Raw genomic sequence first — 12,175 nt, forward strand, 5'->3', positions numbered from 1 at the left:
TCCATAAAAAAACGGGCAGCCCCAGGGCTGCCCGTTTTGTCATCTTTGTGATCGCATGGATCAGACCGGCGCATCGGCCGGGCTGGTCAGCTCGGCACCATTGTCGACGCGCTTGTGCCCTTCCACCAGGTGGACGAAATCCACCAGCTCGTCACCGGAGACCCGGAACGCCTGGCCGAAGCCCTTGACGAACAGCCCCTGCTCGGGCTTGAGCCGGAACAGCACGAAGTCCTTGAGGTTGGAGAGCCCTTTGACTATCTCGCCGAAGCGCCCTTCCAGGGCGGTGATGGCCTTTTCCCAGCGCACGTCGTCGCGGGCCACCACTTCGGCCACCGCATCGAAGGTCAGGCGCTTGCGGGCAAACAGTTCGCGGGCCCCGTTCTCGTCCTCGATCAGCATCAGCGACACCTTGGGCACCTGTTGCAGGTTGCGGGCGTGGCGGGCGATCTCGGAGATGAGCACATAGTAGCCATCCTCCTGCAGCACGAAGGGGGCATAGCTGGCATTGGGGTTGCCTTCACTGTCCACCGTCGCCAGCTGCAGGGTGCGGCAACCGTCGCGGAACTCGCGGATCTCCGGTTGCAGGCGGTTCTGCAGACGCTCCTGACGTTCACTCATGCTTTGACTTCCTCTTGATACTGGTGGCGCAGGGCCATGAAGCGTTCCACCTGGGCCGGCAGCAGCTGACGCTGCTCGTCACGCCCCAGATAGACCTTGAAAATGCAGCGACCGCTGTGGCCGAAGAACTGGAAGGAGTGCCCCTCCTTGCCCATGAACAGCTTGCTGACCAGGGCGATTCCGACCACGTTGTCGAGCTTGAGGTGGCCGTGCATCTCGCCGTCACGCCCCATCAGGTTGTAGTAGCCACGGGCGCTCTTGCCACGTGGGAAGGGGGCCTTCACCTCGAAGATGGAGCCGTCGGACTCGACGATGGTGGTCACCTGGCCCCAGTCGGCCAGATCCGCCAGCAGGGCTTCGGCCTGCTCGGCAGGCACCAGGGTGACCAGCTCGGCCGGCAGGTGGCGTACCACCTCCCATTCGCTGACGGCCAGCTCGGCGGCGATGGTGGATGGGTGAGCGCTGGGATCTTGTTCCAGCAGCCCATGAATGCGTTGTGCAATGCTCATCGGTTCTCCCTTGGGGTGCCTGCGGCATCCCTGTTCTGTCATGGCGGATACTGTAATGAAGGCCCCAAACCAATGCAATTGATAATCGCTTTCATTCTCAGTGCATTTTTTTCGACGGCTTGATATTCTCGGCGGCAACCCAACTTCATTCACCCTTCGGAGGTTAGCATGGGCCGTCGTTTTGCCCTCGCACTCAGCCTGCTCGGCTGCTCAGCCCTGTCCCTGCCCGTTCTGGCGCAGGAACGTATCGTCAGCATAGGCCCGGCCACCACGGAACTCATTCTGGCGCTGGGCGGTGAGCAGAGCCTCATCGCCACCGACATCAGCAGCCCGGAGCCGAAAAACCTGCCACGGGTCGGCTATCACCGCGCCCTTGCCGCCGAAGGGATCCTGAGCCTGGCGCCGACCCGGCTGGTCGGCAGCGACGAGATGGGGCCACCGCCGGCGCTGGAGCAGTTGCGCCGGGCCGGGGTCGAAGTGGACGTGCTGCCCACCGCCCCTACCCTCGCCAACCTCAACCAGCGCATCGATACCCTGGCCGCCCTGCTCAAGGACCCGGCCGCCGGCTCCCGCCTGAAGGCCGAGATCCAGGCCCAGAGCGAGCAGCTGGCTGCCCAGGCCAAGCAGAACAAACCGCTCAAGGTGGTCTTCCTGCTGCTGCACAAGGGCCAGCCCACCAGCATCGCCGGCGGCAACACCACCGCCAGTGCCCTGCTCACCCTGGCCGGCGGCATCAACCCGGTGGCCCAGCTGCAAGACTACAAGCCAGTCTCCACCGAATCCCTGATCGAGCTGCAGCCCGATCTGGTGCTGGTGAGCGGCCGCGACTGGCAGCAGTATCAGGATCCTGAAACCGTGCTGAGCCAGGTGCCCGCCCTTTCCGCCACCCCGGCCGGCAAGAACAGGGCCATCCACGCCATCGACGGCCACGCCCTGCAAGGGGGGCTCAGCCTTACCTCGCTGCAGCAGGCCAGCCAGATCGCCAAGTGGATCAAGCTGGGTTCATGATGCGTCTGCCACTGCCCTGGCTGCTGTGCCTCACCGGCGGCGCACTGGCGCTGCTGCTGGTCGGGTCGCTGGCCACCGGCCCCATGGCCCTCTCCTTTGGCGAGAGCCTGCGCGCCCTGTTCGCCGGCCAAGGGAGCGGGATTGAGGCCCACAAGCTGCTGATCGTGCAGGAGATCCGCCTGCCGCGCACCCTGCTCTGCATCGCCGTGGGGGGGATTCTCGGCCTCTGCGGCGCCGTAATGCAGGGGCTGTTTCGCAACCCCCTGGCCGACCCCGGCATCATCGGGGTCTCCGGCGGGGCGGCGCTCGGCGCGGCGCTGGCCATCGTGCTGCTGGCCCCCCTCGGCCAGCAGTGGCAGAGCCTGCTCGGCATCGGCCTGCTGCCCCTGCTCGCCTTTCTCGGCGGGGCGCTGACCACCACCCTCGTCTATCTGCTCGGCACCCGGGAAGGCGGCACCTCGGTCACCGTCATGCTGTTGGCCGGGGTGGCCGTCACCGCGCTGTCCGGCGCCGTCATCGGCCTGCTCACCTATCTCGCCGACGATCAGATGCTGCGCAACCTGAGCCTGTGGCAGATGGGGTCGCTGGCGGTGGGCAAGCCGGTGGACGTGGCGCTGGCGCTGCTGACCCTGGTTGCTCTGCTCATTCTGTTCTTGCGCGATGCCAACCCCCTCAACGCCCTGCTGCTGGGTGAAGGGGAGGCGCGCCACCTCGGCATCCAGGTGCAGTCCCTCAAGCGGCGGCTGATCCTGCTCACCGCCGCCGGGGTTGGCGTGGCGGTGGCAGTGGCCGGCATGATCGGTTTTGTCGGCCTGGTGGTGCCCCACCTGGTGCGGCTGCTGGCCGGCCCCAACCACGTCCGGCTGCTGCCGCTCTCCGCCCTGCTCGGGGCTGCCCTGCTGCTGGGCGCCGACATGCTGGCCCGTACCCTGCTGGCGCCGGCCGAGATGCCGGTCGGCATCATCACCGCCCTGCTGGGCGCCCCCTTCTTCATCTGGCTGCTGGTCAAGGGCCGCCGGACGCTTTAACCGGAGGACTCCTCTTGTCTGCTTCATCGACCCTGCTGCACTGTCGCCAGCTCAGCCTCAGCCGGGGCGGCCGCCCCATTTTGGACAGGCTCGACCTCAGCCTGCAGGCGGGCAGCCTCACCGCCCTGCTCGGCCCCAACGGCGCCGGCAAGAGCTCGCTGCTCAAATGCCTTACCGGCGAGCTGGCACATCAGGGGGAGATCCGCCTGTTTGGCCGGGAGCGGCAGGAGTGGGCCGGCACCGAGCTGGCCCATCGGATCGGGGTGCTGCCGCAGAGCTCGTCCCTGAACTTCCCCTTCCTGTGCGAGGAGGTGGTGGCCATGGGCCGGCTGCCCCACAGCGAACCGGCCAGCCGGCGCGACCAGATAGTCGGGGCCGCCATGACCCATGCCGGGGTCGATCACCTGGCCGGCCGCCTCTATCCCGGCCTCTCCGGCGGGGAGCGCCAGCGGGTGCAGTTCGCCCGGGTGCTGGCCCAGATCTGGCAGGCACCGGACGAACCGCAGCAAGCGCGGCTGCTGCTGCTCGACGAGCCCACCTCAGCGCTCGATCTCAAATACCAGCACCAGCTGCTCACCATGGCGCGCGCCCTCGCCGCCCGCCATACCGCCGTGCTGGTGGTGCTGCACGACCTCAATCTGGCGGCCCGTTACGCCGACCGGCTGGTGATGCTGGAGCAGGGCAGAGTGATGGCAGACGGCCCCCCGCGCGAAGTGCTGACGCCTGATCTCATCGACCGGCTCTACGACTACCCGGCCCAGGTGATCCTCCACCCCGAAAGCGGGCTGCCCATGGTGGTGTGATGCGGTGATGGCCGTGCGGTAGATAGCAACAGAGCGCCATCAGGCGCTCTGTTTGTTTGCAAGGCGGGCAGGCTTATCACCCACCAGACAGCCTCATATGGTTCTTTACTCGTCAAGCGATCTGATAGCGGCCCGGCTTGTGGTTGAGTGTCAACACCAAGTTACAGATGATGGCCGCCACCACCGAGAGCGCCAGGATCCAGGGCTGCACCACGAAGCAGGAGGCGATGACGATGGTGCAATCCAGCCCCATTTGCAACTTGCCGGCGCGGATGCCGAACCGATCCTGGATAAACAGCGCCAGGATGTTGAAGCCGCCCAGGCTCGATTTGTGGCGAAACATGATGAGCAGCCCCATGCCGATCAGGGTACCGCCGATCAGCGCCGCGTAAACCGGCTCAATCTTGCCGATTTGCAGCACGGCGTTGAGGTGATCCGTCATGAAGGAGACCGCCGCCACCGAGACGAAGGTGTTGAGGGTGAAGCGCGGCCCCATCCTGAGCCAGGCCAGGGCATAGAAGGGCAGGTTCATGCCGAAGAACAGCAGGCCGAAGCTCAGCCCCGTCACCTGCTGCAGCAACAGCGCCAGCCCGGCGGTGCCGCCGGTGAGCAGGCCGACCTGATGAAACAGAAAGATGCCGAGGGAGACGAAGCCGGCCGCGGTCAGCAGGGCGATGACGTCTTCATAGAGGGGGTGCGCAGTACGAACGGAGTGCGCCGAACCTGGGGTGTTGTCCATAACCGGTATCCAATAGCGAAGTGAAAGAGTGTCTGTTGCCCGTCTGGCGGGCGCGAGCCCTGTCCGCAGGGCTTCGTTATGGGGTTCAGTCTATTTTTTGCGACCATGATCACAATAGTCGCCGCCCACGCCCCGTTTTGGTGCCTGTCATTCTCCATTGACAGCCGCTGCACCAAGATGCAGCATGCCGCGCCTGAGCCGCCCCCGCTGCGCCGACACGGGCGGTTTGCCATGGCACAGACGCGCCGGCTCTGCTACAAAGCGCGCAGCCCCTTTTCCCATCACCGTCAGGAGCCCCATGATCTGCACAGGACCCCAACCATGAAGTATCTGGTCACCGGCGCCGCCGGCTTTATCGGTTTTCACGTGGCCAGACGGCTGTGCGAGGCGGGTCATCAGGTGGTGGGGCTGGACAACCTCAACGACTACTACGAGGTGAGCCTCAAGGAGGCCCGCCTGGCGATGCTGACCCCCTTCCCCCATTTTCGCTTCGTGCAGGGCGAGCTGGCGGACCAGGCCGGGATGGCTGCCCTGTTTGCCGAGGGGCAGTTCGAGCGGGTGATCCACCTGGGCGCCCAGGCGGGGGTGCGCCACTCGCTGGAAAACCCGTTTGCCTACAGCGAGAGCAACCTCACCGGCATGCTGACGGTGCTGGAGGGGTGCCGCCAGCACGGCATCCGGCATCTGATCTACGCTTCCTCCAGCTCGGTCTACGGCATGGGCGAGCAGTTGCCGTTCAGTGCCGATCAGCAGGTTGACCACCCGGTCTCCCTCTATGCCGCCACCAAGAAGAGCGGCGAGCTGATGGCCCACGCCTACTCGGCGCTCTACGGCCTGCCCACCACGGGGCTGCGCTTTTTCACCGTCTACGGCCCCTGGGGCCGGCCCGACATGGCCATCGCCAAGTTCACCCGCGCCATCCTGGCGGGCGAGCCCATCGACGTCTACAACCAGGGCGATCTCAGCCGCGACTTTACCTTTATCGACGACATCATCGAGGGGATCCTCGCCGTCGCCGAGCTGCCGCCCCGCCCCAACCCTCACTGGCACGCCGGCGAGCAGAGCCCTGCCGAGAGCGCCGCCCCCTACCGCATCCTCAACATCGGTCATGGCCAGCCGGTGCGGCTGCTCGACTTCATCGAGGCGCTGGAACAGGCGCTGGACAAGCCCGCCATCAAGCGGATGCTGCCGATGCAGGCGGGCGACATGCACGCCACCTGGGCCGACAGCGAGCCCCTCCACGCCCTCACCGGCCTGCGCCCCGCCACCTCCATCAAGGAAGGGGTCGCCGCGTTCGTGCGCTGGTATCTCGACTACTACCAGCCCGCCCGCTGACCCATTCAGGCACGGCGTGCCTGCCGAGCGGGCACCAGCACCATGACCGCCATGGTCAGCAGCACGCCGAGCACGCCCCAGCCCACCTGCCGCCAGATCACCTCCTCCCCGCTCAGCATGCCGGTCAACAGCACCAGTACCGGGATCAGGTAGGTGTAGGCCGAGACCTGCTCCGGCTGCAGCACCACGCTCCCCTGCTGGAACAAAAAGAAGCTGAGCGCCGTGGCAAACAGCGCCAGATAGGCAAGGCCGAGCCAGAGCGGCAGCGACACCTGCTGCCAGTCGGTTGTCAGCAGCCGCGGCGCCGCCACCAGGGTGAGCAGCAGGGTAGCGCAGATCAGGGTCCAGCAGGTGAGGTGGGCAAACGACTCGCCCCGGTAGTAGCGCTTCACCAGTATGGGGTTGAGCGCCATCCCCACGCAGCCGAACAGATAGATGCGGTTGCTGGGGGTGAGGCTCAGGCTCGCCAGCTGGCTCAGCTCACCGCGAAAGATGATGAGAGCGGCCGCCACCATGCCCCCCAGCAGGGCGAACGCCATCGACCAGCCGATGCGGCGCTGCAGCACAAGCATGCTGGCCAGCGCGCTGATGAGGGGCACCGTGGTGTAGAGTGCGCTGGCATCGAGGGCGCTGGTCTCCTGCAGCGCCACGAACATGGCGACGAAGTAGCAGAGGGCAGGCAGCGAGATGAGGGTATAACGCCCCAGATCCCGCAGCGAAGGCAGCACCAGACGGCGCTGGCAAGCCAGCAGAATCACGAAGGTGAGCGCCGCCAGCAGGTAGCGCGCCCAGGTGACCACCAGCGGGTCCAGCACCGCGGTGAGGGCACTGCCGATGGGGAAGGAGAGGCTGATGAGCAGGGTGAACAGCAGCACCTTGCCGTGGGCCTGCACAAAATGAAAACGGGGATGGGACATGGCATGCACCTGTGCAAAGGGGCGCCCCGCCGGGCGCCGCACTGGATGGGAATGATTCAATAACTGCCGTCGGCAGCAACCGGCTTCTTGCCCTCGATAGTGGCCAGCAACTGGCCAAGCAGGCTGGAGGCGCCAAAGCGAAAGCGCTCGGCAACCAGCCACTCATCGCCAAAGAGTGCGGCCGCCATGGCCAGATACTCCCCCGCCTCCTGCGCGCTTTTCACCCCGCCTGCCGCCTTGAAGCCCACCCGGTGCTGCGCACCGCACTCGGCGATGGCCGCCAGCATGGTGCGGCACGCCGCTGGGGTGGCATTGACCGGCACCTTGCCGGTGGAGGTCTTGATGAAGTCGGCCCCCTCCTCGATGGCAAGCAGGGAGGCGGCGCGGATAAGCGCGGGCTCCTGCAGCTCGCCGGATTCGATGATCACCTTGAGCAGCCGCGTCCCACACAACGCCTTGCAGCCGCGCACCAGCGCCCGGGCGGGTGCCTCGTCCCCCGCCTTGAGCGCACGCCAGGGGATCACCAGATCGATCTCGTCGGCACCAGCGAGAAGGGCTGCGCGGGTCTCGGCCAGCACGCTGGTCAGCTCATCGTCTCCATGGGGGAAGTTGACCACGGTGGCGACCTTGATTTCGGGGGTGCCCTGCGCCGCCAGGGTGAGCCTGGCCAGCCCCACGAAGCGCGGATAGATGCAGACCGCGGCCGTGTTGCCGACCGGGGTCTGCGCCTGGTGACAGAGGGCGATGATGCGCGCGTCGTGGTCATCGTCGTTGAGGCTGGTGAGATCCATCAGGCGGATGGCCCGGCTGGCGGCCTCGGTGGCAGCGCAGGCTGGTGAAAAAGCAGTATCTGGAATCATGGAAGGCTCCTGTCAGGATAAGAAAGGGGCGCCGCAGCGCCCCGGAACAAGGGATGGGACGCTCAGGCCAGGGAGAAGAAGATCCCGGCGATGGCGGCGCTCATCAGGTTGGAACAGGTGGCAGCCAGCACGGTACGCAGGCCGTAGCGGGCGATGAAGTCGGTGCGGGAAGGGCAGAGGGTGCCCAGGCCACCGATCAGGATCCCCATGGAGGCCAGGTTGGCAAAGCCGCACAGGGCGAAGCTGATGATCACCTTGGACTTCTCCTCCAGCACCTGCAGACCGGCGGCGGTCACAGTGCTGGCGTCTCTCAGGTAGGGGGAGAGGTCGCTGTAGGCCACGAACTCGTTCACCACCAGCTTCTTGCCGATCATGGCGCCGGCGATGCCGATGTCCGCCAGCGGCACCCCGAGCAGGAAGGCGAGCGGCGAGAAGATCCAGCCCAGGATGAGCTCGAGGGAGAGCGGCATGCCCACCATCTCCCCCACCCCGCCCAGCAGGGTGTTGACCAGGGTCACCAGCCCGATCATGGCGATCAGCATGGCGCCGATGGCCGCCGCCAGCTTGAGGCCGCTGCTGGCCCCCTCGCCTGCCGCCGCCAGCACGTTCTCCGGCTTCTTGCCGTCAAACTGGATGCTGTTGTCGAACACATAGTCCGGCTGGCTGGTTTCGGGAATGATCAGCTTGGCAAACAGGATCCCGCCCGGCGCCGCCATGAAGGAGGCGGCCAGCAGGTACTGCATGTCGACCCCCATCATGGCGTAGCCCGCCAGCACGGTGCCGGAGACCGAGGCCATGCCGCCGCACATGACGGCGAAGAACTCCGAGTCGCTCATCTTGGGCATGTAGGGTTTGACCACCAGCGGCGCCTCGCTTTGGCCGACGAAGACGTTGGCCACCGCCGACATGGATTCGGTCTGGGAAGTGCCGAGCAGGCGCGCCATGGCGCCGCCGATGAAGCGGATCACCAGCTGCATGATGCCGAGATAGTAGAGCACGGCGATCAGCGCCGAGAAGAACACCACCAGCGGCAGCACGTTGAGGGCAAACACGAAGCCGATGCCATCCACCGAGAAGTTGACCAGGTTGCCAAACAGGAAGTGGATGCCCGCCTTGCCGCTTGCCAGCACGGCGTCGACCCCGTGAGCCATCCCCTCCAGCGCCCGGCGCCCCAGCGGTACATAGAGCACCAGGGCACCGATGGCGACCTGCAAGGCCAGCCCCAGCCCCACGGTGCGCAGGCGAATGGCCCTGCGGTTGGTCGATGCGAGCACGGCGATGAGGATCAGCGCCGCCATACCGAGAAATCCTGCTGCAAACATAACTGACCTCCTGGTCGTTCCCTGCTTACTGGAAGTGGTGCTTGATAAAGGCGTTGATGAGGCGGATGAAGTCCGTTTCCGCCAGCTTGGCGCACTTGAGGGTCTGCTCGTGGGAGAGCTGCACGTCGCCAAGCCCCTCCGCCATGTTGGTGATGGCGCAGATGGCCAGCACCGGCAGCGCACAGTGGGCGGCGCTGACCACTTCTGGCACCACCGACATCCCCACCACGTCACCACCGATGATCTGCATCATGCGGATCTCGGCCGCGGTCTCGAAACAGGGGCCGCTGTAGGAGACGAACACCCCCTGATTGACGGCGATCCCCTCCCGCTCGGCCAGCGCCAGCGCCTCGCCCCTCAGCTCCTTGTCATAGGCATTGGCCAGACTGAAGAAGCGCGGGCCGTAGGCCTCGTCATTGGCGCCCGTCATGGGGGTGCCAGGCATGGTGTTGATGTGATCGTTGAAGATGACCAGGGAGCCGACCCCGATCCGCTCCGGGCGCAGCGAGCCGGCCGCGTTGGTCACCAGCAGCAGCTCGCAGCCCAGCCGCTTGAAGGTGCGCACCGGGGTGGTCATCACCTTCATGGTTTCGTGTTCGTAGTAGTGGCCGCGCCCCTTCATGCAGACCACATCCACCCCGTGCAGCTTGCCGAGCACCAGCTCGCCGCTGTGGCCGGCCACCGTGCTGACCGGGAAGCCGTCCAGCTCCTCGTAGGGAATGGTGACCTTCTCCTCCAGCGCATCGGCCAGCACGCCGAGGCCGGAGCCCAGGATCATGGCGGCGCGGGGGGCGAAACCCGGCTTGCGGGCGAGAATGGTGGCGACGGCGTTGAGTACCGGATCTTGTTGCATGAGCTGCACCTCTTGAGGCTGTAAATGGGACATGGCGCTCACTCTAGGGGAGGTATTGGGCGATAAAAATCGCTAAAATCGGCCTGACTATCCTGATTTTCAGCACAATTTCCTGCCGGGAAATGGCTGAAAACCAAAGGAACTGGCATGAATGGCGCTGATTGGCCCCGTTCTGCCGCCAACCAGCCCCGCCACGGTCAAAACGGACCGGCAAAGGTGTGAGCCGGATCGACCATCCGCCGCGCAGCGGCCCTGCTGCCGCCCGCACCGGTCGCGCAAACTTTGACGGGGATCGCACCCGGCCCTCAATCAGCCACCGAAGGAGGCCGCTTGGCCCTCGACAGTCACTGGCGCGATCGCGTCACCCTCAAGATGCTGCGCTACTTCCATGCGGTGGCCAGCCAGGGACACTTCAGCCGGGCCGCCCTGCAGCTCAATGTCTCCAAGTCGCCGCTCAGCGCCCAGATCAAGGAACTCGAGTCCCTGCTGGGGCTAGCGCTGTTCGAGCGCCACACCCGCCAGGTGAGCCTCACCGCCACCGGGAGGCTGCTGCAGGCCGAGTGCGCCCTGCTGTTCGACGTGCTGGAAAGCGGCCTCAACCGGGTGGTGCAGGCGGGGCGCATGGAACGCAACCAGATCCGCATCGGGCTGGTCAGCTCCATCTTCTGGGCCGGCTTTGGCGAGGTGATCCGCCAGTGCCACCAGCGCCACCCCGAGTTCGAAATAACCTTCACCGAGCTCTCCCCCGAGCGGCAGAAACAGGCGCTTTCGCGCAAGGAGATAGACCTCGGCCTCGCCCGCTTCGCCGACACAGTCAACATCCATCCGCTGCTGGCCGAAACCATCTATCGCGAGTCCATGGTGCTGGTGGTGTCGGACGAGCATCCGCTGCGGGATCGCAAGCTGGTCTCCCTGCCCGAGCTGGCGGGGGAGCCGTTCGTGCTGATGAGCCGCGCCAACTCATCTTCTACCGACCTCATCATCAACGCCTGTCTGGTGGAGGGCTTCTACCCCCATCTCAATCAGGAGGTGGTCGAACCCAACACCCTGATGGCAGTGGTGGCCACCAGCCTGCAGGTGGCGCTGGTACCGGCCAGCTACGCCCGCCAGAAGTGGCCCCACGTGCGCTTCATCCGGCTCGAGCAGGCGATCCCCGCCGATCTCTGCGTGCTTTACGCCCCGCCCGGCGACGGCCAGCCGGCCGCGGTGGCGATACGCCACTTCATCGACACCATGAGCGCGCAGATGAACCGGCCGACCGCGGATTGATGAGTTAATCGGATGGCGCTTAACTACCCACGCCCTTAGGATGGGGATGTGAAGCGGATGGCGGTTTGCCGGGCACCGGCTGGGGTATACTGGCCACACTTGGTGCCACACGGGCACGCATCCGCCCCCTCACCATGATGAGAAGGAGTCACCTCATGATCCGTATTCTGCTGTTGCTGGGCGCCGCCTTGTCTGCCTACGGACTGCAACAGAACCACACCCTGGCGCCACTGCTGAGCCTGCTCGGCCTGCTCTCGCTCTGGGTGGCGAGCGAAATCCACCTGATGTATCGCCAGCTGCCCGCCGCCGAGCCGGACGAGCAGCCCTATCACCTCGACGTCTGAGGGGCCAGCAAGGCCCCTCCCTTCCTCTCTCCTTGTTTATGCCTGGTCAATTCCATGAAACCGACTCGTCCCCTCTGCTCTCTGCTGTTGCTGCTTGGCTGCCTGCACGGCGCCCCGCTGCAGGCCCGCACTCCCTGCCCAGCGGGTGATGACTGCCCGCCGGCGCACAATGGCCAGTGGCTCCCGGAACCGGGCAGCGATGGCCGCGCCGGTGCCGACGGCATGGATGATGCTGATGGTATTCATGGCGCTGATGGTATCGATGGTGCCGATGGTGCCGATGGTGCCGATGGTGCCGATGGTGCCGATGGTGCCGATGGTGCCGATGGTGCCGATGGTGCCGATGGTGCCGATGGTGCCGATGGTGCCGATGGTGCCGATGGTGCCGATGGTGCCGATGGTGCCGATGGTGCCGAGCCTGGCCAGGGGCAGCTTATCTAGCAACCCCTTTGTTGGCGGCGACCCTTATGACCCGTCGCCAACCCCTGCCGCATCAGCCTCGGTCATTGGTTCCATACCGTTTTGATCTCTGGATACCCGGATCCATAACAACAGGATCCACTGGATTAA

At 65.7% G+C, this 12,175-nt stretch carries 14 protein-coding genes; 6 read left to right on the plus strand and 8 right to left on the minus strand.

Features of this window, described 5'->3' with window-relative positions:
* Positions 1 to 60: 60 nt before the first annotated feature.
* Both hutZ and hutX read right to left on the minus strand, forming a co-directional pair.
* A complete protein-coding gene (hutZ, locus tag C2U40_RS17105; protein WP_029301689.1) occupies positions 61 to 618 on the minus strand; it encodes a heme utilization protein HutZ in 558 nt (185 codons plus the stop codon).
* A complete protein-coding gene (hutX, locus tag C2U40_RS17110; RefSeq protein ID WP_011704903.1) occupies positions 615 to 1,127 on the minus strand; it encodes a heme utilization cystosolic carrier protein HutX in 513 nt (170 codons plus the stop codon). The genes hutZ and hutX overlap by 4 nt, the downstream gene beginning before the upstream one ends.
* Positions 1,128 to 1,295: 168 nt before the next feature.
* On the opposite strand from hutX, the gene C2U40_RS17115 reads away from it, so the two are divergent.
* The 3 genes from C2U40_RS17115 to C2U40_RS17125 are packed head-to-tail and all read left to right on the plus strand — an operon-like array spanning position 1,296 to position 3,966.
* Positions 1,296 to 2,135, plus strand: coding sequence for a heme/hemin ABC transporter substrate-binding protein (locus C2U40_RS17115; RefSeq protein WP_029303815.1), 840 nt, complete (start codon positions 1,296 to 1,298; stop codon positions 2,133 to 2,135).
* Positions 2,132 to 3,163 (plus strand): FecCD family ABC transporter permease, encoded by a 1,032-nt coding sequence (locus C2U40_RS17120; RefSeq protein ID WP_181014851.1) that lies wholly within the window; start codon positions 2,132 to 2,134, stop codon positions 3,161 to 3,163. The genes C2U40_RS17115 and C2U40_RS17120 overlap by 4 nt, the downstream gene beginning before the upstream one ends.
* A gap of 14 nt (positions 3,164 to 3,177) precedes the next feature.
* Positions 3,178 to 3,966: a heme ABC transporter ATP-binding protein gene (locus tag C2U40_RS17125; protein ID WP_103828226.1), complete on the plus strand. Its 789-nt coding sequence runs from the start codon at positions 3,178 to 3,180 to the stop codon at positions 3,964 to 3,966.
* A 112-nt stretch (positions 3,967 to 4,078) separates the two neighbouring features.
* On the opposite strand, the gene C2U40_RS17130 is transcribed toward C2U40_RS17125, so the two are convergent.
* Entirely contained in the window at positions 4,079 to 4,705 is a 627-nt protein-coding gene (locus tag C2U40_RS17130) for a YitT family protein (RefSeq protein ID WP_017410330.1), read from the minus strand.
* Between the two features lie 321 nt (positions 4,706 to 5,026).
* On the opposite strand from C2U40_RS17130, the gene C2U40_RS17135 reads away from it, so the two are divergent.
* Positions 5,027 to 6,040 carry an NAD-dependent epimerase gene (locus tag C2U40_RS17135; RefSeq protein WP_103828225.1) on the plus strand — a complete coding sequence of 338 codons (1,014 nt, stop codon included), beginning with the start codon at positions 5,027 to 5,029 and terminating at the stop codon, positions 6,038 to 6,040.
* Positions 6,041 to 6,045: 5 nt separating this feature from the next.
* Here the strand turns inward: C2U40_RS17135 and C2U40_RS17140 are convergent, their stop codons facing one another.
* From C2U40_RS17140 to xapA, 4 genes are all read right to left on the minus strand, one after another.
* Entirely contained in the window at positions 6,046 to 6,957 is a 912-nt protein-coding gene (locus tag C2U40_RS17140) for a DMT family transporter (RefSeq protein ID WP_077095425.1), read from the minus strand.
* A 56-nt stretch (positions 6,958 to 7,013) separates the two neighbouring features.
* Complete coding sequence (gene deoC / locus C2U40_RS17145; protein ID WP_103828224.1) at positions 7,014 to 7,817, minus strand: deoxyribose-phosphate aldolase; 804 nt, start codon at positions 7,815 to 7,817, stop codon at positions 7,014 to 7,016.
* 62 nt (positions 7,818 to 7,879) lie between these two features.
* Positions 7,880 to 9,139, minus strand: coding sequence for a NupC/NupG family nucleoside CNT transporter (locus tag C2U40_RS17150; protein WP_103828223.1), 1,260 nt, complete (start codon positions 9,137 to 9,139; stop codon positions 7,880 to 7,882).
* A 25-nt stretch (positions 9,140 to 9,164) separates the two neighbouring features.
* Complete coding sequence (gene xapA / locus C2U40_RS17155; protein WP_103828222.1) at positions 9,165 to 9,992, minus strand: xanthosine phosphorylase; 828 nt, start codon at positions 9,990 to 9,992, stop codon at positions 9,165 to 9,167.
* Between the two features lie 330 nt (positions 9,993 to 10,322).
* Here xapA and C2U40_RS17160 point away from each other — a divergent pair, with 330 nt between their 5' ends.
* Both C2U40_RS17160 and C2U40_RS17165 read left to right on the plus strand, forming a co-directional pair.
* A complete protein-coding gene (locus tag C2U40_RS17160; protein WP_011704893.1) occupies positions 10,323 to 11,261 on the plus strand; it encodes a LysR family transcriptional regulator in 939 nt (312 codons plus the stop codon).
* A 155-nt stretch (positions 11,262 to 11,416) separates the two neighbouring features.
* The gene (locus C2U40_RS17165) at positions 11,417 to 11,605 is read left to right on the plus strand and encodes a hypothetical protein (RefSeq protein WP_103828221.1); all 189 of its coding nucleotides are present in this window, start codon (positions 11,417 to 11,419) and stop codon (positions 11,603 to 11,605) included.
* A gap of 36 nt (positions 11,606 to 11,641) precedes the next feature.
* On the opposite strand, the gene C2U40_RS26760 is transcribed toward C2U40_RS17165, so the two are convergent.
* Positions 11,642 to 12,049 (minus strand): hypothetical protein, encoded by a 408-nt coding sequence (locus tag C2U40_RS26760; protein ID WP_233768787.1) that lies wholly within the window; start codon positions 12,047 to 12,049, stop codon positions 11,642 to 11,644.
* Between the last annotated feature and the right edge of the window lie 126 nt (positions 12,050 to 12,175).

This window comes from Aeromonas sp. ASNIH4 (genome assembly GCF_002934425.1).
GTDB classification, from domain to species: Bacteria; Pseudomonadota; Gammaproteobacteria; order Enterobacterales; family Aeromonadaceae; genus Aeromonas; species Aeromonas hydrophila.